Origin of the sequence: Streptomyces sp. NBC_01750 (assembly GCF_035918095.1) — a bacterium.
Taxonomy (GTDB): Bacteria; Actinomycetota; Actinomycetes; order Streptomycetales; family Streptomycetaceae; genus Streptomyces.
The window spans coordinates 1278979-1300326 of the sequence record NZ_CP109137.1; the positions used below are offsets into that span (position 1 = coordinate 1278979).

The following is a 21348-nucleotide window of genomic DNA, read 5'->3' on the forward strand; positions in this document are numbered from 1 at the left end:
TGAGCCCGCACTTGGCGGGCGCGAGCACTCGCTCCGCCCGCGGGCGGCGTCGGTCCCGGACATGACCGTTCTCCCCGCGCCCTGCCTCCCTTCGATCGGTCGGCCGGTCGGTCAGGCGGTGATCCTGAAGCGTTCGGCGAGTTGGCGGCGGGTGTCGGCGGCACCGGTGTGCAGCACACCCCCGATTCCGATTCGCGCCGCTCCGTCGAGGTTCTGCCGCAGATCGTCGATCATGACTGCCTCCTCGGGGGTGACGCCGAGTCGTTCACATGCGATCGCGTAGATCCGCCGGGAAGGCTTGCGGATCCCGACCTCGGCGGAGATGACGACCGCGTCGGCCACGGCGTCGAGGTCGACGCCGTCATAGGTTCCGTTCCCGAACGAATTGGATACCAGCGCCACGGGGCAGCCCGCGGCGCGAAGACCACCGAGCAGGGCGAGCATGTCCTGGTCGATCGACATTCCCGCTTGCATCCGGGCCGTGAGGCCCTCGGCGGATACGTCGGCGCCGTGGGCACGGAGACGTTCGGCGAATCCTCGCTCGAAGGCTTCCACGTCGATACGGCCGCACTCGTGGTCGGCCAGGAGGGCGCGTGACAGCTGGTCCCGGCCGAGGAGGTCCAGCGGCAGGCGAGGGTCGCCGCCGAGTGAGGCGCCGAAGTCGGTGAAAGCCCGCAACACACTGGAGGTGATGACCCCGCCGAAGTCCACGAGGACCGCGGTTCGGGCCTTTTCCACCACGCTCGACACAGTATTCACACCCTCTCTCTCGTGGCCGGCTTCGCGCCGGCCGTGGCGACGGCAACCGTGGTCGGCGACTCCCTGAGGACCAGAGCGACCTCGACCAGCCCGACTGCGCCGTCGGCCTCCCGGTCGTTGTATAGTTGAATTCGACGTCAAGTTCAACCAGCTCATCCGGAGAGGGCAGCTCGCGGCTGCCGCTGCGGGAAATGCGCGTGCTCTCGGTCTTGGCAATCGCCTTCCGCGGCTCAAGGCTGACCGACCAGTCGGTATGAAGGGGCGGATCGTGACCGAGCTGAGCATCTCCACTCCTGCGGGCGTGTTCGACGCGATCGTGGCGGGTCCGCCCGACGGCCGCCCGGTGCTGCTGCTCCACGGCTTCCCGCAGACGCGGCTGGTGTGGCAACGGCAGATCGCGGAGCTGGCCGCGCACGGTTACCGGGTGGTGGCACCCGATCAGCGCGGGTACTCCCCCGGGGCCCGCCCCGACCAGCCCGAGGACTACCGCATCAGCGTCCTGGTCGACGATGTGGTCGCGATCACGGAGGAACTGGGCTGGGCGTCGTTCGACCTGGTCGGCCACGACTGGGGAGGCGCGGTGGCGTGGTGGACCGCCGATGCCCACCCCGGCCGCGTACGTACCCTGACGGTGGTCTCGACCCCGCACCCCGGCGCTCTGGCCGGCACCTTGCGCACCGACCAGGACCAGCGCGAACGATCGCAGTACATGATCGCCTGGCGTGAAACGCCCGCGACCGAAGAGCGCATGCTCGCAGGCGATGCCGAGGCACTTCGCGCCACGTACGCCGGAAAGGTCCCGCAGGCCAGCGCCGAGGCCTATGTGCGGCACCTGTCCCAGCCGGGTGCTCTCACCGCGGCACTGAACTGGTACCGGGCCGGCCGTCCCGACGGGACGATCGGCGTCATCGACGTGCCCACGCTCTACGTCTGGAGCACACAGGACAGCGCGTTCGGCCCGGCGGCCGCGCGGGAGACCGGGCAGTGGGTCGACGGGCCGTACCGGTTCGAGACCCTCCAGGGCGTCAGCCACTGGATCCCCGAGGAGGCACCCGAGACGCTGAGCCGCCTGCTGCTCGAACATCTGCGAGCGCACGGCGAGTACGGAACCACGGCGAACACCCCGTCGGCCGACCCTCAGAAGAGGTGACCCATGGAGACAGCGCGTGCAGCCTGGCGCCGGCTCGAGCCCGTACACGGCATGATCTACTTCGCCCCCGAGGGAAGGCGACGGTACGCGGACCTCGGACTGAGCGGTCGCGCCGGGTACTTCGCCTCCCGGAGCGCCGCCTTCGGCCGAGCCTCCGCCGAGCTGGTCATCTCGACCTTCTACAACTTCAACCCCGGTCTCGTGCGGAAGGCGGTCGACGGGGTCTGGGAGGCGGCGACGCCGCAGCAGGTGCTGGACGCGCGGCACTCCGCCGCGAGCGAGGCCCTGCGGCGGGCCGGGATCCACGAACTCCCCGCTTTGGAAGAGGTCCTGGCGCTGACCCGCACGGCCGCCGAGGCGGCCTGCGAACACCCGCAGGGCCGACCGCTGTTCGCCGCGCACGCCGCCCTGCCCTGGCCGGAGGAGCCGGTACTGCAGCTGTGGCACGCCCAGACGCTGCTCCGGGAGTTCCGTGGAGACGGCCATGTCGCGTGCTTGCTGAGCGAGGGTGTGGGGGGCTTGGAGGCCCTGGTTCTGCACGCTGCCACCGGTGAGGTTCCCGTCGACTTCCTCAAGGCAAGCCGCGCATGGCCCGAGGAGGAGTGGGCCGACACCGGGGAGCGCCTGCGCACACGAGGTCTCCTCGACGGCGACTCCCTCAGCCCGGAAGGCGTACGCCTGCGCCGGCACATCGAGGACCGCACCGACCGCCTGGCCCTGCCCGCCTACGCCGCCCTGGGTGACGCCGACTGCGAACGTCTCGCCGAACTGGCGAGCCCCTTCGGCCGCGCCGTCATCGAAGCCGGGCTACTCAAGCTCGGCTGAGCGCGCGCTGAACGCCCCCTCCGCTTCCGCTCGTTCTGCTCGGACCGGGCGGCCATGGCCTCGGAGAGGGCGCTCCATGCCCAGCTCACGCGCTACCCGAGGAAGTTGAGCCGCACCGCTCATCCAATGGTCCGCCGGCGTCGGACACTTCGGCGCCTTGGCGGGCCTGCGGGGCGAGGAACAGGCGCGCGTACATCAGCTGGGGGTCTCTGGTGCGGCCCGGTGGTCACACCGGCGAGTGGGGCGAGGAGCCCGTGGGCTGCGTGCAGATGGCTTCTCGCTTCCGGCGCTGGTGCTTCATCGCCGGCTTGCGGCATGAAGTCGCCGCAGGGAGCGGCGCAGCGGCAGCTCCGGGGCGCGTCTGGGCAAGCCACCATATCTTCGGTCACCCGCGATGTTCGCGGTCCCGGCGGTCCTGGCGATTCCAGCGCCCTTGGCGTTGCCGTCGGTAGCGCCGGTCCCAGCGGTCCTGGCGATCCCGGTAGTCCCGGTAGTCCCCGTAGCCGGAATCGTCCCCGCGGCCCGCACTTCCGCCGCCACCTCGGCCATAGTGGACACCGCCGAAGATCAACACGGCGGCGGCAACCCACCAGAGGGGGTTCAGGAACCCAAGGCCGAACAGGGCCAGGATCAGGGTGAGAAGCAAGACGAACACGGCAGGCCTTCCGGAGCGGAGAAGTGCATCGCTGCCGGGGGCTGGGGCCTCACCGAACAGCGTAGTCCTGCCCATCGCTGTCGGATAGGGCCCCCATCCACGCCTACTTCCTGGGTGAGATGGCCGCTTGACGCCTGTTCAGGAAGCTGCCGCCTGGCCTCGTGCGCTCGCACGGCTCATTCACTGTGGTAGTTGACGTGCATGACGATGAAGCCTTCGGGTTCTGCAGGTCGTTCGTCCTGGTTCGGGCGGCTGCGCCGTTCGCCGGCCGGGCGCGGGTGGCGGCGCGGCAGTGATCTGGAACTGACGCACCGGGCGTTGGGTTTCGCGGCGCTGGGGTTCCTCACGCTGGTGCCTCTGCTGATCGTTGTCTCTGCGGCCGATCCCACGAACGTTCGGGGGTTCGCGCAGTGGCTCGGTGTGTCGGCGGCCTCCAAGAAGGAGATCACTCGGCTGTTCGCCGGGCCCGGCCAGGCTTTGCGGACCACGACTGCGTTCAGTCTCGCCTCGCTGGCCGTGTTCGGCCTGTCGTTCGGATCAGCGGTACAAACCGCCTATGAGAAGGTCTGGGGCCTGCCACCGGCCCGCTGGTGGGCGAGGTGGCACCATGTGGTGTGGCTCGGCGTCCTGATTGGATACCTCTTGCTGTCCGCAACCACAACGCTACGGCGAGCACCCCTGACCGGCGCGTTCGCCGCATCGCTGAGCGCCCTGCTGCTCTTGTGGTGGTCGCAGCGGTTCCTGCTCGGCGGACGAGTCGCCTGGCACGCCCTGCTGCCCGGCGCGGTGGCCGGCGCGGTCGGGCTGCTCGGGCTGCTCGGGCTGCTCGGGCTGCTCGGGCTGCTCGGGCTCAGGATCTTCTCCCGGCTCGTGTTCTCACCGCTGATCGCAATCAACACTGTCACCTACGGTCCGATCGGAACTGTCCTGGTCATCCAGTCCTGGCTGGTCGGCGTGGGCTTTGTCGTATTCGGCGGCGCGCTGGTGGGCCGCCCTGCTCCACGAGGAACTCCCACGCCTGAAAATCGTGCTGAAGCGGGGAAAGTGAGCTCGGGTGCGCGATGAGGATTGTCCCGTTCCACCCGATGCCGAGGCGGTCCGGGCACCGCCTCAGCGTTGGGGTCAACAAGGGCGTGTCGGTGGTTCAAGTCGCCGCCAAGCGTGAACGATCGTCGGCCCATGCCCCTTGGCGGTGGTTTAGCGGGGCAGCGTGGAGTCGGGGTCACCGACGTCCGCCGGCCCGCCCGTCTGGAAGACCAACACCGGCCCGTAGCGCCGGGACCAGATGGCCCCCTGGTACCTGTTCAGGCAGTGCGTCGACGACTAGCGTGCGTGGTGCAGCCCGGGCCCCCGGCAGCGTCGAGAAGTTACCGCGCTCCCTCGGGGCGCACTTTTGCGCATCGGTGCCGGACCTGCCTCGTCACGAGGGTGGCCATCCCCCAGTCGCCGTCGCCACGCGACTCCGGCGCAGCCTCGATGCGCCCCCATGCGGGCACCGTCTCTGCTGCTCGCCACATCGCACGTTTCTGACATCTGGCGGTACGCATGTACGCGCTGATCGTTCCGGCCGCAGTCCCCTTCGTCCTGCTCGGCACTGTGATGGGCCTGTCCTGGTGGGAGGACCACCTACTGCCACCGGCCAAGGAGCCGGCGGAAGCCCCGCCGAAGCTCCGTTGAAACCGGCGGCCCCCGACCGCGTAGCACAACTCCCCAGCACTCCCGTCCCGTTGACAGGGGTAACCGCCTGGCGTTGACTGACAACGACGGCGCAGGGCTGTAGTGCTCCGGAACCCCCGGGCAAAGCCTTCACCTTCGCTTCGCCCAGCCCCCGCGGAACGCAGGACATGCCCCTGTGACCGCGTGGAGGCGCAGCCATGCTGCTCAGAACACTTCCCCTTCTGCTGATCCTGGTTCTGTTCGGCTTCGGCTTCGGCTTCCCGATGCTGATCCTGTGGTACGTCGCGGTCGTACTCCTGGCCGTCTGGATCCTCAGCTTCGCCGTCCGCGGCGGTAGCCGATCCGCCCACAGCCATCGGTGAAAGCCGGCGCAGGACTCTCGAAGAGGAGGACCCGGGTCGTGCGACGGCCGGCGCCAGGAGAAGTCAGATGCCGGCATTCGCGGCGGCCGTGCTCATCGTCGTCGCCTTCATCATCCACGTAACCGAGACGTCGACCGAGGCGATCTTCAGCCCGACAAGTCTGATGCTTGCCGGGCTTGCCCTCCTCGCTGTGCACTCGGGCGGGGTGGGGTCCGGATGGTCCTCCAAGGGTCGCGGACGCCGGCGCTGAGCGAGGCGACGACCTGGACCTTTCGTCGGCGGCTCCGGCCAAGGGGCGCCGGGGTTTCCGACCGGGCGCGTCCCCATCGGACATGGCGCCGGTGCACCCCGGCTCGCGGTGGTCCCTTCCGCGTCGTCGTCCGGCGAATGAACGTCGTTGACGAAGATGTTGACCTCGATGACTCGAGACGCGTTGCCCATTCCACCGCTGAGCACGTTCTCGCGGACGTCTGATATGTGCACGTGTTGCCCGCTCCCGGGACAGTGTCCGATCTCTGAGAAGGAGAGCCTTCGGTCGTCCATCGGACCGGACTGAGGAGTATGCTGCTGTGCGGACGTCCCAGACCCCGGCGGCATGTTGTTGCTCAACACAGATGGCTGCGGGGAACGGGCCTTTCGTCCGGTCGCCCGGCGCATCCCCTTGGAGGGATCTGAGCGGGTCCCATGTCCTGATGCACAGGCTGTTGGACCGTCATTCGCCCGCCTCCGCCGAAAGTATGCCCCACCGGGAGCGCGCCAAGAGGGGCCGGGAGTCCGGCACCGTCGCATCCGCTGCCCGGATGGTCTCCTGAAACCGAGGCATCATGCCCATTCCGCAGCTGAATGTCTACCGGCACGACAGAGGGAGCCGGGCGTTACTCACCCTGGCCGGTGAGATCGACCTGGACACGGTCCCGCTCGTGCGCGAATCGCTCGAGGAGTGCCTGCACGGCGGCATCCGCACCATCGACGTGGACCTGACCCCCGTCACCTTCTGCGACTGCAGCGGTCTCAACGCTTTCCTGCGCGCATCACAGCTGACCACCGCGGCGGGGGGGTCCCTCCGACTGCACTACCCGCCGCCGCTGACGGCTCGCCTCATCGACCTCACCGACTCCGGTTTCCTGCTCCGCGGCCTGCCGTTCGGACCCTTGGTGCCTCCTCTCCGAGGGAGCCTCGTCCCGACCGCTCCAGCCTCGCCGCATTGGCTTGCTCCAATCGCGCCTGCCCTCTCGGGCGGTGTGCGGGAGCGAACGCCCTGAGACTGGCCGGACTTGCTCGCCATGCCTGGACTCAGTGGCCCGGGTGACGCCTCAAAGCAGGTCGGCCCGGATCCGGGCGCTGGTCGCCGAGCAGGCAGCCCGACGTCATGCCCGCGTCAGCGTGGTGGATGTGTGCACCGCGGCGGTGGCCGCGCTGCCGGTCGGCGGGGCCGGGGTGTCCGCGATGTCCCGGGCCGCAGCCAGCCATCCGTTGTGCAGCACTGACGACATCAGCAGGCAACTGGAAGAGCTGCAACTCACACTGGGCGAGGGGCCCTGCGTGGATGCCTTCACGCACGGCTCGGCCGTCTTGGCGCCGGATCTGCGGACCGGTGAACTGCAGGACCGTTGGCCCGTGTTCGCCGGTGCGGCCCTGGAAGCCGGAGCACTCGCCGCCTTCGCGCTCCCCCTGCAAATGGGGGCGATCAGTCCTGGAGTTCTGGACCTGTACTCGCGCGTGCCGGTTCAGTTGGATGCGGAGGAGCTGGCCGACGCGTTGGCTTTCGCCGATATCGCGACTCTGGTCCTGCTCGATACGCAGATCGACGAGACGGGCGCGACGGCCGTCGGAATGCTGCTGGACGGGCGCTTCGAGGACCTAGGCAGCTACCGGGCCGAGATCGACCAAGCCACCGGCATGCTCACGGTCCAACTCGGCGTCGGCATCGAAGAAGCCTTCGTCCGGCTCCGCGCCCATGCCTATGCCCAAGGGCGCCGACTGGCCGAGGTGGCCGCCGACGTGGTCGCCCGTCGGCTCAGCATTTCCCCGAACCCAGATCCAGATCCAGGCGATGACGATGCCTGACACCCCGCACGGGCCAATGGATGCACTGCGATGCACTTCCCGTCCCATTCCGGCGGGACCAGTCTCAACAGAGGTGTACACGATGAATGATCAGCTCCTTGCCAAGACATTCGTCGAACTGGCCGACAACCTGGTCGCCGACTTCGACCTGATCGACTTCCTGCGCCTGCTGACCGACCGCTGCGTCGGTATGCTCGGCGCCAGCGCGGCCGGTGTGCTGCTCGCGGACCGGGACGGCGAACTCCGCGTCATGGCCGCCTCCAGCGAACAAGTACGCCTGCTCGAGCTCTTCCAGCTCCAGAACGACGAAGGACCCTGCCTGGAGTGCTTCCGCACCGGCGCACCGGTGGCAGTCCCCGACCTGAGCAGGGAGGCAGGCCGCTGGCCGCGCTTCGTCACGGCGGCCCAGCACAGCGGGTTCGCAGCGGTCCAAGCCGTGCCGATGCGTCTGCGGGACGAAGTCGTCGGCGCCCTCAACCTCTTCCGCGCCCATCCCGGCCCCTTCGACCCGGTCGGCACACCCATCGCACAGGCCCTGGCCGACGTCGCCACCATCAGCCTCCTGCAACAGCGCTCCACCCACCGCAGCAACGTCCTCAACGAACAGCTGCAGGCCGCGCTGAACAGCCGGGTCCTGATCGAACAAGCCAAAGGCAAGCTCGCCGAACGCCAGGGCATCGACATGGAACAGGCCTTCACCGCACTGCGCGGCTACGCCCGCGCACACAACCGCCGCCTGTCCGACCTCGCCCGCGCTTTCATCGACGGAACCGAACCCCTCACCGGCCTGAGCACCTGACCAAGGTCACGGAAGTTGTCGCCTACCGCGAGCGCAGGGAACCACCGCTGCTCTTGTTCTCCTTGCGCGGCCGGAACTGGGCCAACGGTTTCAACGGTCAACCTCCGGCGGCGCCGACCGAGCACGGGCCGGACGAACCGGCATAGCGGTCGTGCAATTCCTGCGGGACGAGGCCGGCCCCCGCTGCCATGGACCGTTGAGCGTTGCGCAGGTATCAAATTCGACCCGGTTTCGACCCCATCGGCCCAGCCGCTCCATAGAATGTGCCCTGACCTGCGGAAGTGCAAGGCGGCAGACGAGTCCGGGCTGTACGCCGTCTGTTTCTCTCAGCGTCGACCGCCCCAGGGTGTGCGCCGGGCCTCCTGATCCGACCGCTCTCCCATGCGGGCGTACGGGTGCACAAGGCCGCGTTCGCCGAGATGTACGTCGGCAGCTCGGCGCTGGTGGAAGGCCCTGACGTCGGGCTCGGAGCACAACTCCCCCGCACACGACCCGATGTGCGATCAAGCTCGCGCGCGTAACTGACAGCCGTACGAGCGGGCGCCCGCATCGCGAAGGAGGCGGGCACCCGCGCCGTTCAGCCGACTGAGGTCACCGTCCCCGCCCCGACCGTCCGGCCGCCGTCGCGGATCGCGAAGCCGAGGCCGGGATCCAGCGGTACCTTGCGGCCCAGCTCCACCGCCATCGTGACGCTTCACAAGCCACTGTTGCCGAGAAGAGAGCGGCGGTTCCGCTACCCCGGCCGCAAGCCTGCCGGCTCAAAGCCAGCTCCCTCCCAAGGGCAGACACATCACCCCAGGAAGCTCAACCGCACATGACGGTTGGTGTTATTCGTGTTCGTATCCGCCAAGCTCCGCTAAGACAGCCCCGACCCCACTCCCCGGCACGGGCATACCGAACAGCTGCGACCGCGGGTCCGAGAGGGAGCAAGGCACCTTGGCTCATCCGTCCGGGCAGGCCCCAGGGCAAAGTCCGTGCGACCGAAGAAAAGGGCTGCCTCAGAAGGAGCGTTGGGCATTCGCAGCGGCTGCCCGCTTGTGTGCGGGCAACCGAAGCCGTCCGCAGCGCTGCAGTGCATGCCACTCGCCCCCTGCAGAAGGCCGTGAAACGGCTGCTCTGCCAACAGGGCGTGCGGTCCTGGACGCCATCCTCCTGATTCGACGCGGACGCGCAGATCGCCCGGGCGTAGGCTTCGCTCAGCATGGACGCGACGGGGGGCGGAGCACATGACGGCTGAGTCAACACAGGCTGAGTCAGCACAGAGGTGGGGGTCGACCCTCGATTCGGTCGTGGTGTACGCACAGGGCGCGGTCTGCCGCCGCCTGGCCCGGGGCAGCGTGTCGCCTGACGGCCGGGTGCGGGTGACCGGACTGCCCCGCTCGCTGGACCCGGGCTCGCTGCGGGCCCGTGTCCTGGGCGCCCCCGGGGTGCGCGTCACCGAGGCCCGGGTGGAAGTCGAGGCCGAGCCGCTCGGCACGGGCAGGCCCGACGAGTTGCGGCGCGAGGTCGAGCGGCTGAGCGACGAGTACGCGGCGGCGCGGGGACGCCGGGACCGACAGCTGAGCCTGATCGAGGAGGTCAGGGCTCTCCACCCGGTCCCACCTGCCCGCCGGCGCGAAGACCCGCACCGCCGCACCCCGGTCGACGCGTGGCTGGAGCTCGCCGACTTCGTCGACGAGCGGCTGACGGGACTGCACAACCGCCTCGTCGAGCTGGAGGAGGCCCTGCGCAACGTCGAGCACGAGCTCACCGTCGCCGCCGACAGGCTCGCCCGCGCCTCCACCGACGCGCCGTCAGCGCATGTGGAGACCATGGTCTGCGCGGTCCTGACCCTCGAAGGCACCGGTGACGCGGAGGTGGAGCTGGAGCTGGAATACGGGGTGCCGGGCGCCGTCTGGGTGCCGGCCTACCGTCTCACTCACCGTCAGGGCGACGGCAGCGGCCGTCTGGTGCTGCGCGCCTCGGTCGCCCAGCGGACCGGCGAGGACTGGACCGGCGTACGCATCGCCCTGGCCACCGCCGATCTTCGGCGCCGCACCGACCTGCCGAGGCTCCGTTCGATCCGGATCGGACGCAGTCAGCCCGCCCCCTCGCCTTCTGGCTGGCGCGAGCCCCCGGCCGGGCTCGCCGACCTGTTCTCCGGATACGACGCGGCAGGCCCCGGCCCGGCCACGACCGCCCCACCCGCGGCTGTCGGGGCCGGCTCCGCGTCCGGTCCCGTTCCTCCCCCGCCCCCGGCACCGCAGGCCTACGGCGGTCCGCCGACCGCAGTCCCGGTGCCCGGCGGCGCAGTCGGCGCTCCCCCGGAAGTCTTCGGCGGCGGGATGCCCGCCCTCGCGCAGCCGGCCGGGTCGCGACCGGGCGACAGGCCGCGTACCGGCGGCAGGTCCTTCGCGGCTGCACCCGCCGCCATGGCGCCCGCGGCTCCTGGCCGGGCTGCGCCGCCACCCCCTCCGGCACCGGTAGCCGGTCCGCCGCAGCCGAGCGGCGCCGAGCTCGACTATGCCGCCCTTGTCCTGTGCGGCCCCGACGAACAGTGCGGTCGCAGAGGCCGGCTGTTTCCCGACTCTCCCTTCGACCCGGTGGCGGCCCAGTACCGGCGCCGCGCCGAAGCGGTGGCCGCGCTGCCGTTGCCCGGACAGGCCGTGCGGCCCCGCGAGTCGGCGGGTTCCTTCGACCACCGCTTCGATGCCGCCGCCCGCGCCGACATTCCGTCGGACGGCACCTGGCACACCGTCACCGTCGGCGAGATCCCGGTCGGCCTGCGTACCGAGTACCTCTGCGTGCCGTCCGTGGAGCAGACCGTGTACGCGACGTTGGTGCTCTCCAACGCCACCGACCAGGCACTGCTGGCCGGCCCGGTGGAGGTCACCGTCGACGACGACTTCCTGCTGACCGCCGCACTGCCCACGCTCGCCCCCGGCGGTGTCCGCCGGGTGGGACTCGGGCCGGCCGAGGGCATCCGGGTCACCCGCCGTACGAACCTGCACGAGTCGACCTCGGGCCTGCGCAACAACATCACCGTGCTCGACCACCGCGTCCACGTGGAGCTGGCCAACCGGCTCGCGAGGCCCGTCACCGTGGAAGTCCGCGAGCGGGTGCCGGTCACCTCCGATCCGGACGTCCGGATCGAGGAACGGGCCGACTGGACGGCACCCGGGGAAGACACGGGGCCCGATCGGCATCCGCCGGGCACCCGCGTCTGGCGGCTGGACCTGCCCGCAGGCGCCACTGCCGCCTTCGACGGCGGCTACGAGATCCGCATCCCGACCGGCAAGGCCCTGGTCGGCGGCAACCGCAGGAGCTGACACACGCCATGTCCACGGCCCCGAAGCCGATCGCCCTCCCCGTCACCGCCGTCACGTGCCTCGAGGATCGGGCCCACATCGAGCGCGCCGTCGTGCTCGACCTGGAGGCCGGGGTCCAGCGGCTGCGTCTCGGGCCGGTCAGTGCGCTGGCCGTCGACCGGACCCTCCATGCCGAGCTGACCGCCGATCACCCCGCGACCGTGCTCGACGTGCGGATCGTCCGCAGCTGGACGCCGCGCGGGCCGCTGCCGTCCACCGACGACGACTCCGCCCTGCGCCACCGCGTACACACCCTCGAAGAGGAGCGGCTGGCCCTGGGGCAGCGACGCGACCGGCTGCATGCCCGCCTCGACCTGCTCGGCCGCCTCGCCGCCGATCTGCTGCGGGAGGTCGGTGAAGGCGCCGGCTCCGGGGAGACCGAACGGCCCCGCTGGGCCCGCGAACTGGACCGGGTGGACGACGAGCGCGACGCGCACGGCGAGCAACTCCGCACCGTGGAAGCCCGGCTGGCCGCCCTCGCCGCCGAACTCGGGGAAGCCCAGCGGGCCATGCACCTCTCCGAGGAGGAACCCGCCGAGCTGGTGGGCCATATCGAGCTGACCGTGGAGGCCGCGGTCGCCGGGCCGGTCGGGCTGCGCCTGAGCCACCTCACCTCGTGTGCGCTGTGGCGGCCCGCCTACCGGGCCGTGCTCGACGGGGACTTCCTGACACTGGAGACCGACGCGATGGTCTGGCAGCGGACCGGTGAGGACTGGTCGGACGTACGGCTGACGTTGTCGACGGCCCGCTCCGCGCTGGCCACCGATCCGCCACGGCTGGGCGAGGACCGACTGACGCTCAAGGACCGCTCCGCGGCGGAGCGCCGCACGGTCGACGTCGAACTGCGCGAGGAGGAGATCGGGGCCCTCGGCCCGGCCCCGGTGCTCGGCCTGCCGGGGGTGGACGACGGCGGCGAGGCGCGGGTGTTGAGATCCCCCGCGCCGGTCTCGGTGCCCGGTGACGGCCGCGCCCACCGAGTGCTGCTCTCCGCATTCACCACGGCCGCGCGCAGTGAGTACGCCTGCTCACCGGAGTTGTCCCCCCTGGTCACCCAGGTGGTGCGGTTCGACAACCTGTCCGGCCACGCGCTGCTCGCCGGGCCCGTGGACCTGGTCCGCGGCAGCGGATACAGCGGCCGCGGCACGCTGGACTTCACCGCCCCCGGCGCCCCCGTTGAGCTGGCCTTCGGCAGCTGCGACGACTACAGGGTGGTCCGGCAGGCCGAGGAGTCCCGCGACTCCGCCGGAATCACCCAGCGGACCGTGGTCACCCGCACGGTCCGGCTGCACCTGTCCCGGTTCTCCGCCCCAGGGGAGCACGGCGAGCGGGCGGTCGTCCTTCGGGAGCGGATCCCGGTCTCCGAGGTCTCGGCGGTGGAGATACGCCTGCACAAGGATTCATGCTCCCCGGCGCCCGACGTGGTCGACGCCGAGGGCATCGCCCGCTGGGACATCACCCTCGCACCCGGCAGCCGGCGCACGGTCACCCTGGTCTACGAGCTGTCGGCGAGCGCCAAAGTCACCGGGCTCTGAGCTCGGTGGGCCGCCGCACGCCTGCCGGTACAGGCCTGATCCGGGCTCCCGCCCCCAGCCGGGGGCCGTCTCGCACACCCGAAGGACATGCGGGCCGGTCACCACTGGGCCCGCCGGTACGCGACCTGTCGCCCGGTCGCGAAAGGCCGCTCCAGCCCGGACTGCACGATGGGTTGGGGGTCCTGAGCGCCGGGCAGGGCCGCATCCGCGAACGGAGCGTCGTCCAGCAGACCCAGCACGGCGGTGCCGGTCTGCGGAGCTGCCCAGGGCTCGTACAGCTGGTACATCTATAGGGGCCGCTACGCGCAGGATCCCGTGCCGCACTCGGCCGGAGTCAGGACCAGACGGGCTCGGACGATCCTGGCTCCCGCGGGCACCTTGCTCAGATCGGCCTTGAGCCAGGCGGTTCTCGGCGCCGGATCCGCCGCCGAGCGTCAGGCGGGTGTCTCTGGCGGCCGGGCATCCGCCCGAGGCACAGGGCTGCCCGCCGACCGCCATGGCCATCGCGGCCCACGCCCGGGCCTTGAGGCGGTTGCGCGCCCTTGAACATGCCGCCGAACACCGACACGCTCAAGTCGTGCGCCTCTGGAGCGCGCGATGGCGTCAAGGCACCCGTAGGCACCGGTCGGTGGGCCCGGCTTCAAAGCTTGAGCACAAATTGCACACATCCCCTCTACAGACCGGCCCCGTTGGTCTAGATTGGCCGTGCTTCAACTGCTCGGGCATGAGGCGACCAATAATGATCCATTAGTCCGGCACTACGGAAAGCCAGCAGTCGTGTCCCCGGTGCCAGACGTGGGGATGATCAATTCTTGGAGCCCGAGAGGGGCTTCGGGTGCGGGGAGCACCCGAGGTTTCGACGGGTTCCCGCGCACCTCGAGAGTCTGGCAGGACATGCGAGTCCGCTGCCGCCAGGGCGGGTTGTTCAAGTAGCGCTGAAATAGCCGGGATGTCATGCGCGGGGGGCGGGGCCTCCCGGGGGGAGGAACAGCGCGGCGCGGGGGGCGATGGGCCTCCCGAGGGGTGGAAGCGTGCGGGGGGCGATGGGCCTCCCGAGGGGTGGAAGCGTGCGGGAGGCGGGGGCCTCCCGGGGGGAGGAACAGTGTTGGGCGAACACGTCGAACCACTGGGGACCCGGGGGGGTTCTGTGCGGCAGGGCGGATTAGTCGGCCCTTTACCGTCGACGCGCGGGCGTCTGGCGAATGGGGCAATCAGCCAGCTCGTGAACGACTGGGAGCATCGGTACCGCCGTACCGTGATCACCAGCGATACCGTGGCCACCGCCTTGGTGGTGGCGGCGATCGGCAACTTCTTCGGGGCCCGAGACGCGGCCAACTGGCACGAGAAGTGGGGAATACTCGCATTCGGCACCGAGCTGCTGGTGCTGGGAGCGCTTGCGGTGAGCCGGGCATGGGCTCCGGCCGTGCTCGGCCAGGGCGCCGAGGAATTCCGCCGGCTCGGACGCTCACTGTTCACGGCGACCGTCGTACTGGCGCTCGGCGGGATCGCCCTCACCTCGCGCAACATCAAGCTCTGGATCTTCGTCGCGATCCCCGCGATCGCACTCGTCACCATGACCGCGCGGTATCTGCTCCGCCTCGGGCTGCACAAACAGCGGAACGAAGGACAGTGCCTGAGACCGGTGCTCGCTGCCGGGAGCCCTGCCACCGTGCGCGACCTGATCACCCGAACCCGCAAGTCCCCGCACCTCGGCTGGCGGGTGGATGCGGTGTGCACGACGGACGGTCTCGGGCTCGACGGCGACCAACTGGACGGAGTGCCGGTCGTCGGCCGACTGACGGACGTCGCGGGCCACGTCCGCCGCGACGGCTACCGTGTCGTCGCGGTCACACCGGACCCGCACTGGTCACCGGAGCGGCTGCAGCGGCTGGCCTGGAACCTCGAAGGCAGCGATGCCGAGATGGTCGTGGCTCCCGTGCTGATGGAGGTGGCCGGCCCGCGGCTGCACGTCGACGCGGTGCTCGGGATCCCGCTGCTGCGGGTCAGTATGCCGACCTTCACCGGGGGTCACCGGGCGATCAAAGAGGTCGTCGATCGGATGGGCGCAGCGATCCTGCTGATGCTGTTCGCGCCGCTGATGGTGCTCGTCGGGCTGCTCGTGCTGGTGGACAGTCGGGGCGGGGCGTTCTACCGCCAGCGCAGAGTCGGCAAGGACTGCCGCGAGTTCACCATTCTCAAGTTCCGCACCATGGTCACCGGGGCTGACGGGGCACGTGCCGCGCTGGCCGACCGCAACGAGGGCGCCGGCCTGCTGTTCAAGCTCCGCCGGGATCCGCGGGTGACCCGGGTGGGAGCAGTGCTGCGCCGGTACTCGATCGACGAACTCCCCCAGCTCATCAACGTACTCACCGGATCGATGTCGCTCGTCGGCCCGCGGCCTCCGTTACCGGAGGAGTCCGCTGCGTACGGCCCGGACATCCGGCGGCGGCTGCTGGTCAAGCCCGGGCTCACCGGCCTGTGGCAGATCAGTGGACGCAGCGACCTGCCGTGGGACGAGGCGGTCAGGCTCGACCTGCGGTACGTGGAGGACTGGTCGCTCGCCCTGGACACAGTGATCTTGTGGAAGACGCTGCGTGCGGTGCTCCATGGGCAGGGGGCCTACTGATGCGCGGGGGACTGCGGCTCAACTGGCCGGCCGGCGCGCGGATGGCAGGCCAAGAGGGCCTGCCTGGGGAGAGGGACGGGTCATGAAGGTCAGCGTTTTCGGGCTCGGCTACGTGGGCTGCGTGTCGGCCGCGTGCCTGGCCAGCATGGGTCACGAGGTCATCGGGGTGGACGTGAACCAGGTGAAGGTCGACCTGGTCAACGACGGCAAGGCCCCGGTGGTCGAGGAGCGGATCGGCGAGCTCATCGCCGAGGTCGTGCGGACCGGAGCGTTACGCGCTACCGGCGACGTCCGCGAGGCGATCATGGGCAGCGAGATTTCGCTGGTCTGCGTGGGCACGCCGTCGGAGCCCAACGGCAGCCTGTGCACCACGTATCTGGAGCGGGTAACCGAGCAGATCGGCGCCGTGCTGGCCGAGCGGGGTGGGCGGCAGACCGTCGTGTTCCGCAGCACCATGCTCCCGGGCACCTGCCTGAACCTGCTGTTACCGATCCTGGAGAAGTACGTCGGCGGCACGGCCGGGGTGGACGTGGGCGTCGCGGTCAACCCGGAATTCCTGCGCGAGGGCACCAGTGTGCGGGACTTCTTCGACCCGCCCAAGACCGTCATCGGCGAGCTCGACCCGGCAAGCGGCGACGCGGTGATGGCACTGTATGACGGCTTGCCCGGCGAGGTGTTCCGGGTGCCGGTCCCGACGGCCGAGGCGATCAAATATGCGGACAACGCGTTCCACGGCCTCAAGATCGGCTTCGCGAACGAGCTGGGCGCGGTGTGCCAGGCGCTCGGGGTGGACTCGCACCAGGTGATGGACGTGTTCCTGGCCGACCGCAAGCTGAACATCAGCCCCGCCTACCTGCGGCCCGGCTTCGCCTTCGGTGGCTCCTGCCTGCCCAAGGACCTACGCAGCCTGGTCCACGCGGCGCAGCGGGCCGACGTCTCGGTGCCCATCCTCGCCCACGTGCTGCCCTCCAACTCCGCGCATCTGCAGCGCGCGGTGGAACTGGTCGAGCGCACCGGCAAGCGCCGGGTGGGCCTGTTCGGGTTGTCCTTCAAACCCGGCACCGACGACCTTCGTGAGAGTCCGCTCGTCGAGCTGGCGGAGACGCTCTTCGGCAAGGGGTACGACCTGCGGATCCACGACGCCAATGTGAGCCTCTCCCGGCTGATCGGCGCGAACCGCGAGTACATCGAGACCCGGCTGCCGCACCTCGCCCAGCTGCTCGCGGATTCCGTCGACGAGGTGCTCGAGCACGCCGAGGTGTGCCTGGTCGGGACCAGAGACCCGGCCGTGCTGTCGGCGCTGCCCCATGGCGAAGGCCCGGTGATCGTCGACCTCATCCACCTTCCCGACGCCGAAGCGCGCCGGGCCGAACCGGGGTACATAGGCCTTGCTTGGTGACGCAATCAGCGGCGACCGGCCGGACCGGCGCGCGCTGATCCTGGTGGAGAACCTGTCGGTGCCGTTCGACCGGCGGGTGTGGCAGGAGTGCACGACGCTGCGCGACGCGGGCTGGAAGGTGCACGTCATCTGTCCCCGGGGGAGTACGCGGGACACGGAGCCGGAGGCAGAGATCGACGGGGTGCGGATCCACCGCTACCCGTTGCGCGCGGCCACCGGAGGACCGGCCGGCTACCTGCGGGAGTACGGATCGGCGTTGTGGCATACGGCCCGGCTGGCCCGCAAGGTTGGCCCGGTCGACGTGGTCCACGCCTGCAACCCGCCCGACCTTCTGTTCCTGCCGGCACTGTGGCTGAAGCGGCGCGGCGCGCGGTTCGTCTTCGACCAGCACGACCTGGTACCCGAGCTGTACCTCTCCCGGTTCGACCGCGGCGAGGATCTGCTCTACCGCGCCGTGTGCGCGCTGGAACGGCGGACCTACCGGGCCGCGGACGTCGTGCTCGCCACGAACGAGAGCTACCGGGACGTCGCGCTGCGCCGTGGCGGGCAGCGGCCGGAGGACGTCTTCGTGGTGCGCAGCGCGCCCGACACCAACCGGTTCCAGCCGGTACCGCCCGAGCCGGAGCTGAAGCGCGGCAAGCCTCATCTGCTGTGCTACCTCGGCGTCATGGGCCCCCAGGACGGCGTCGACTACGCCTTGCGGGCCCTCGCGAAGCTGCGCGACGAGTTCGGGCGGACCGACTGGCATGCGGTGTTCGTCGGCGGCGGCGACACCTTCGACGCGATGGTCGAGCTGTCCCGGCGACTCGGGCTCTCGGAGCAGGTGCAGTTCACCGGGCGCATCCCGGACGCCGACCTGGCGCGCTACCTGTCCACCGCGGACGTGTGCCTCTCCCCCGACCCGCACAATCCGCTCAACGACGTGTCGACCATGAACAAGGTCCTGGAGTACATGGTGATGGGACGGCCGATCGTCTCGTTCGACCTCCGGGAGGCGCGGGTCTCCGCCGGCGACGCCGCCGTCTACGCACCCGCCAACGACGAGGCCGAGTTCGCCAAGCTCATCGCGCTGCTCCTGGACGACCCGGAGAAGCGGGCCCGCATGGGCAAGATCGGCGAGGAACGGATCAACGGGCCGCTCGCCTGGCGGAACTCCCAGCAATCGCTGCTTGCCGCCTACGCCGCTGCCTGCCGGGACCACGCTCCGGTATCGGCGGGCCACCCGGACCGGGCAGGGAAGAGGCAGCGCCGTTGAGCGATGACACGATACGCCTGGTCACGGTCGGCCGGATCATCCGTCGGCGCCGGCGGCTTCTCACCGTCCTCGCCGTGGTGGGTGCGCTCGTCGGTTACGGCACCTCTTTGCTGTTTCCGCCGCGCTACACGACATCGGCATCGGTACTGCTGCCGGGCGCGTGGGAAGAGCGCGAGCTGCTGACTCAGTCGGAGATCGCGACCAGTTCGGTGGTGGTCGACCGCGCGGCCGCTGCGCTCGACTGGAGCGGCGTCAGCGGCCGCGAGCTGCGGGACCAGGTGAGCGCCAAGGCCTCGGACGGGAACATCATCAAGATCTCTGGTACGGCCGACACCCCGGAGCGTGCGCAGCGGCTCTCCGACCAAGTGGCCCAGCAGTACGTCACATTCGCCGCGCGGATCGCCGGCGACAACACCGACCCCGAAGCGACTGCGGGACCCGAGGCGCTGCGGAAGATGGTGATGCAGACCAGCCGCCGCATCACCGACCTGGCCGAGGCGGCCGATCCGGGGCAGACCGTGGAGAGCGTGCAGGGCCGCACCGAGCTCGAGAAGCTGCGCACCGCGTTGCAGGAGGCCATGGACAAGCTGGACCAGGCCGACCCGGCGACCAACAAGGCCAACATGGTCGTCATGGGGCCGTCCGCCCGGCCGACCGGCGAGGCACCGCCGACAAGGATGCAACTCATCGTCGCCGGGGCGCTGATGTTCTTCCTGGTCTCGGTCATCGGCCATCTCACCGCCGCGCGGGTGAGTCGCCGACTGCGCACCGAACCGGAGATCGCCGCGGCGCTGGGCTCGGCGCTCCTCGGCACCGTCGACGTACCTGGTGAACGGCCCGCGCACCGACCGGAAGACAGTGCCCTGCGGCCCCGGATCCGCCGGCTCCTCGGCCTCGACATCCGGTGGGACGTACCGACCCCGCAGACCTCCGGCGACGAGGCCAGCAGGCAGATCCGCTACCGGCGGGTGTGCGCCCGCCTCCGCGACCAACTGCCCGCCCCCCGACGGCTGCTGGTCGTCGTCCCGGACGGCGACGAGATCGCCCGCCGGGCCGCCGGGCAGCTCGTCGCCGAGGCCGGGAGCGATCTGCTGCTGCGCGTGGTGGGGGTTTCGGTGACCCAGCCGATGATGCCGGACCGCGACAACGAGTCCGGTGCCCTGGTCGTGCTCAGCGCGGGCAGCTGGACCGCAGGGGAACTCGCCGGCATCGCCGAGGCGTGTGCGGATGCCAAGCACGAGGTCGTCGGCATCGTCCTCGCCGGCACGGTCTGGACCCGTCCGACACGGTCCGCCGGCCGGCCTCGGGATGCCGCCACGCTGGCGCTCGCAGTGGGCGACGACGCAAGGGGAGGCTCAGGGTGACGACGAGTACGAGTTCGGAGTCATCGGCCGCCACTCCACTGCTTGACCTGCAGTCGCTGGTGGTGGCGGTACGGAGGCGGCGCCGCCTCTGGTCCGCCATGGCACTGCTTGGGCTGCTCGTCGGCGCGGCGGTGGCGGTCCTGATGCCGCCACCGCCGACCGCGGTGACCAAGGTGCTGGTCGCGCACCAGGCGGACCAGCCGAACGACCCCGGAACGCTGATCCGCACCGACGCCGCGCTGCTGCAGACCACGCGGATCGCGAGCAAGGCCCTGCGGTCCCTCAAGTCCCCGGAAAAACCGGAGGACTTCATGCAGGACTACGGGGGCATCGGCTTGACCAACAACCTGCTGCGGATCGATGTGACAGGTGACAGCGACGCGGAAGCGGTGGCCCGCGCCAAGGCGCTGGCCGGCGCGTTCGTCGCGGACCATGTGCGGCGGATACAGGAAGCCGCGAACGCCGAGTCCAAGACCCTGCTCGAGCAGCGTGACCGGATGCGGGACGAACTCGCCCAGGTCAACAAGAAGATCGGGGACAGAACCCCGGAGAGCAGCCCGGAAGACTCGGCGAACCTCGAGTCTCTCTTCGCCCGCCGGGCCGAACTCACCTCGCGGGTAGCCGATTTCGATCAGCGCGCCGGAGAGGCACGCACCAGCACGCCCCGGCTGATCGCCGGCACACAGATCGTGGACGCCCCGCGCGCGGTGCAGCACTCCCTGCCCAAGACCGCTGCCACCAACGCCGTGATCGGGCTCGTCCTCGGTCTCGTCCTCGGGCTCGCGGTGGCCGCGGTCGGCTCGGTGGTGGCGGACCGCCCCGTGCTGCGCCGGGAGATCGCGGCGAACCTGGGCGCCTCGGTCATCGCGGAGCTGCGCCGCGTGCCCCGCTGGTCGATCAAGCTGTGGCAGCGCCGACGGACCCGGGCGGCACGGACAAGGCTCACCTCGTCCCTGGCCCGCACCGTGCGCGACTCCGCGGAACCGGTGTCGCTGCTGGAACTGGGCTGTGCGCGCAGCACGAGTGTGATCGCCCTGGACCTGGCACGGGCACTGGCGACGGCTGAGGAACCGGTGGTCATCGTCGATGGTCTGCCACGCCAGCAGCTCGCCAACCGCCGCCCGAAGCCAGGAGACCCCACCGTGGTCAGCGGCGAGAGCGCCGCGACCGGATCGCAGCAGGAGCGCCGGCTCGGCGTCGGCTCGGTGGCACCCGGCGCGGCGTGGACCGACCTGCAGCACCTCGGCACCCAGACCGTGCTCGTCGTGCGTGCCGGGCACGGCAGCGCCGCATGGCTGCACACCGTGGCGCGGCAGCTCGCGGACCAGAGCATTCCGGTGATCGGCGTGGTGCTGATCGACCCCGATCCGCGTGACCGGACCGACGGCACGCTGTGGGACGGGCTGCACACCGCGCTGCGCGGGCGGAACGAGCGGCCGGCCCGGCAGAACGGGACGGGCCGGCGGCGGACGGAGCGGCTGCCGATGTGGGCCGCACAGGTCCCGGACAACGACCAGGAAGCGCGGTAGGA

At 70.4% G+C, this 21348-nt stretch carries 19 protein-coding genes and 1 pseudogene; 16 read left to right on the forward strand and 4 right to left on the reverse strand.

The window, feature by feature from the left end; translation table 11 throughout:
• Nucleotides 1–111: 111 nt before the first annotated feature.
• Nucleotides 112–741: an HAD family hydrolase gene (locus OG966_RS05600; protein WP_326648280.1), complete on the reverse strand. Its 630-nt coding sequence runs from the start codon at nucleotides 739–741 to the stop codon at nucleotides 112–114.
• 286 nt (nucleotides 742–1027) lie between these two features.
• Between OG966_RS05600 and OG966_RS05605 the strand changes: the two genes are divergently transcribed.
• The gene (locus tag OG966_RS05605; RefSeq protein WP_326648281.1) at nucleotides 1028–1909 is read left to right on the forward strand and encodes an alpha/beta fold hydrolase; all 882 of its coding nucleotides are present in this window, start codon (nucleotides 1028–1030) and stop codon (nucleotides 1907–1909) included.
• Between the two features lie 3 nt (nucleotides 1910–1912).
• Nucleotides 1913–2734: an SCO6745 family protein gene (locus OG966_RS05610; protein ID WP_326648282.1), complete on the forward strand. Its 822-nt coding sequence runs from the start codon at nucleotides 1913–1915 to the stop codon at nucleotides 2732–2734.
• Nucleotides 2735–3119: 385 nt separating this feature from the next.
• Here OG966_RS05610 and OG966_RS05615 read toward each other — a convergent pair whose 3' ends face one another.
• A complete protein-coding gene (locus OG966_RS05615) occupies nucleotides 3120–3389 on the reverse strand; it encodes a hypothetical protein (RefSeq protein ID WP_326648283.1) in 270 nt (89 codons plus the stop codon).
• A 318-nt stretch (nucleotides 3390–3707) separates the two neighbouring features.
• Between OG966_RS05615 and OG966_RS05620 the strand changes: the two genes are divergently transcribed.
• The 7 genes from OG966_RS05620 (at nucleotide 3708) to OG966_RS05650 (ending at nucleotide 8294) form a co-directional block, all read left to right on the forward strand.
• Nucleotides 3708–4454 (forward strand): ribonuclease BN, encoded by a 747-nt coding sequence (locus OG966_RS05620; protein ID WP_442806665.1) that lies wholly within the window; start codon nucleotides 3708–3710, stop codon nucleotides 4452–4454.
• A 480-nt stretch (nucleotides 4455–4934) separates the two neighbouring features.
• Nucleotides 4935–5066, forward strand: coding sequence for a hypothetical protein (locus OG966_RS05625; RefSeq protein WP_326648284.1), 132 nt, complete (start codon nucleotides 4935–4937; stop codon nucleotides 5064–5066).
• Nucleotides 5067–5263: 197 nt separating this feature from the next.
• Nucleotides 5264–5428 (forward strand): hydrophobic protein, encoded by a 165-nt coding sequence (locus OG966_RS05630; protein ID WP_326648285.1) that lies wholly within the window; start codon nucleotides 5264–5266, stop codon nucleotides 5426–5428.
• A 67-nt stretch (nucleotides 5429–5495) separates the two neighbouring features.
• On the forward strand, nucleotides 5496–5678 hold the full coding sequence (locus OG966_RS05635; RefSeq protein WP_326648286.1) for a hypothetical protein: 183 nt from the start codon (nucleotides 5496–5498) through the stop codon (nucleotides 5676–5678).
• 574 nt (nucleotides 5679–6252) lie between these two features.
• Nucleotides 6253–6690, forward strand: a complete 438-nt coding sequence (locus OG966_RS05640; protein WP_326648287.1) for an STAS domain-containing protein — start codon at nucleotides 6253–6255, stop codon at nucleotides 6688–6690.
• A 25-nt stretch (nucleotides 6691–6715) separates the two neighbouring features.
• Nucleotides 6716–7495 (forward strand): ANTAR domain-containing protein, encoded by a 780-nt coding sequence (locus OG966_RS05645; protein ID WP_442806802.1) that lies wholly within the window; start codon nucleotides 6716–6718, stop codon nucleotides 7493–7495.
• 82 nt (nucleotides 7496–7577) lie between these two features.
• Complete coding sequence (locus OG966_RS05650) at nucleotides 7578–8294, forward strand: GAF and ANTAR domain-containing protein (protein WP_326648289.1); 717 nt, start codon at nucleotides 7578–7580, stop codon at nucleotides 8292–8294.
• A 577-nt stretch (nucleotides 8295–8871) separates the two neighbouring features.
• On the opposite strand, the pseudogene OG966_RS05655 reads toward OG966_RS05650, so the two are convergent.
• Nucleotides 8872–8988 (reverse strand): annotated as a pseudogene (locus OG966_RS05655) (elongation factor Tu); the annotation flags it as partial.
• A 532-nt stretch (nucleotides 8989–9520) separates the two neighbouring features.
• On the opposite strand from OG966_RS05655, the gene OG966_RS05660 reads away from it, so the two are divergent.
• Together OG966_RS05660 and OG966_RS05665 are read left to right on the forward strand one after the other, a co-directional pair.
• Nucleotides 9521–11602 carry a DUF4139 domain-containing protein gene (locus OG966_RS05660; RefSeq protein WP_326648290.1) on the forward strand — a complete coding sequence of 694 codons (2082 nt, stop codon included), beginning with the start codon at nucleotides 9521–9523 and terminating at the stop codon, nucleotides 11600–11602.
• Between the two features lie 8 nt (nucleotides 11603–11610).
• Nucleotides 11611–13173 (forward strand): DUF4139 domain-containing protein, encoded by a 1563-nt coding sequence (locus OG966_RS05665; protein WP_326648291.1) that lies wholly within the window; start codon nucleotides 11611–11613, stop codon nucleotides 13171–13173.
• Between the two features lie 98 nt (nucleotides 13174–13271).
• Here OG966_RS05665 and OG966_RS05670 read toward each other — a convergent pair whose 3' ends face one another.
• The gene (locus tag OG966_RS05670; RefSeq protein ID WP_326648292.1) at nucleotides 13272–13460 is read right to left on the reverse strand and encodes a hypothetical protein; all 189 of its coding nucleotides are present in this window, start codon (nucleotides 13458–13460) and stop codon (nucleotides 13272–13274) included.
• An 860-nt stretch (nucleotides 13461–14320) separates the two neighbouring features.
• Here OG966_RS05670 and OG966_RS05675 point away from each other — a divergent pair.
• The 5 genes from OG966_RS05675 (at nucleotide 14321) to OG966_RS05695 (ending at nucleotide 21346) form a co-directional block, all read left to right on the forward strand.
• Nucleotides 14321–15799, forward strand: coding sequence for a sugar transferase (locus OG966_RS05675; RefSeq protein WP_326648294.1), 1479 nt, complete (start codon nucleotides 14321–14323; stop codon nucleotides 15797–15799).
• An 82-nt stretch (nucleotides 15800–15881) separates the two neighbouring features.
• Nucleotides 15882–17198 (forward strand): nucleotide sugar dehydrogenase, encoded by a 1317-nt coding sequence (locus OG966_RS05680; RefSeq protein ID WP_326648295.1) that lies wholly within the window; start codon nucleotides 15882–15884, stop codon nucleotides 17196–17198.
• Nucleotides 17188–18453, forward strand: a complete 1266-nt coding sequence (locus OG966_RS05685) for a glycosyltransferase family 4 protein (protein ID WP_326648296.1) — start codon at nucleotides 17188–17190, stop codon at nucleotides 18451–18453. Before OG966_RS05680 ends, OG966_RS05685 begins: the two co-directional genes overlap by 11 nt.
• Nucleotides 18450–19817 carry a polysaccharide biosynthesis protein gene (locus tag OG966_RS05690; RefSeq protein WP_326648297.1) on the forward strand — a complete coding sequence of 456 codons (1368 nt, stop codon included), beginning with the start codon at nucleotides 18450–18452 and terminating at the stop codon, nucleotides 19815–19817. The genes OG966_RS05685 and OG966_RS05690 overlap by 4 nt, the downstream gene beginning before the upstream one ends.
• Nucleotides 19814–21346 carry a Wzz/FepE/Etk N-terminal domain-containing protein gene (locus tag OG966_RS05695; protein ID WP_326648298.1) on the forward strand — a complete coding sequence of 511 codons (1533 nt, stop codon included), beginning with the start codon at nucleotides 19814–19816 and terminating at the stop codon, nucleotides 21344–21346. Before OG966_RS05690 ends, OG966_RS05695 begins: the two co-directional genes overlap by 4 nt.
• Nucleotides 21347–21348 lie beyond the last annotated feature (2 nt).

What these genes read in the sequence shown, in the direction of transcription:
- OG966_RS05610 (WP_326648282.1), top strand. Translation starts at nt 1,913, where the DNA reads ATGGAGACAGCGCGTGCAGCCTGGCGCCGGCTCGAGCCCGTACACGGC.
- OG966_RS05625 (WP_326648284.1), top strand. Translation starts at nt 4,935, where the DNA reads ATGTACGCGCTGATCGTTCCGGCCGCAGTCCCCTTCGTCCTGCTCGGC.
- OG966_RS05630 (WP_326648285.1), top strand. Translation starts at nt 5,264, where the DNA reads ATGCTGCTCAGAACACTTCCCCTTCTGCTGATCCTGGTTCTGTTCGGC.
- OG966_RS05635 (WP_326648286.1), top strand. Translation starts at nt 5,496, where the DNA reads ATGCCGGCATTCGCGGCGGCCGTGCTCATCGTCGTCGCCTTCATCATC.
- OG966_RS05640 (WP_326648287.1), top strand. Translation starts at nt 6,253, where the DNA reads ATGCCCATTCCGCAGCTGAATGTCTACCGGCACGACAGAGGGAGCCGG.
- OG966_RS05650 (WP_326648289.1), top strand. Translation starts at nt 7,578, where the DNA reads ATGAATGATCAGCTCCTTGCCAAGACATTCGTCGAACTGGCCGACAAC.
- OG966_RS05660 (WP_326648290.1), top strand. Translation starts at nt 9,521, where the DNA reads ATGACGGCTGAGTCAACACAGGCTGAGTCAGCACAGAGGTGGGGGTCG.
- OG966_RS05665 (WP_326648291.1), top strand. Translation starts at nt 11,611, where the DNA reads ATGTCCACGGCCCCGAAGCCGATCGCCCTCCCCGTCACCGCCGTCACG.
- OG966_RS05670 (WP_326648292.1), bottom strand. Translation starts at nt 13,460, where the DNA reads ATGTACCAGCTGTACGAGCCCTGGGCAGCTCCGCAGACCGGCACCGCC.
- OG966_RS05680 (WP_326648295.1), top strand. Translation starts at nt 15,882, where the DNA reads ATGAAGGTCAGCGTTTTCGGGCTCGGCTACGTGGGCTGCGTGTCGGCC.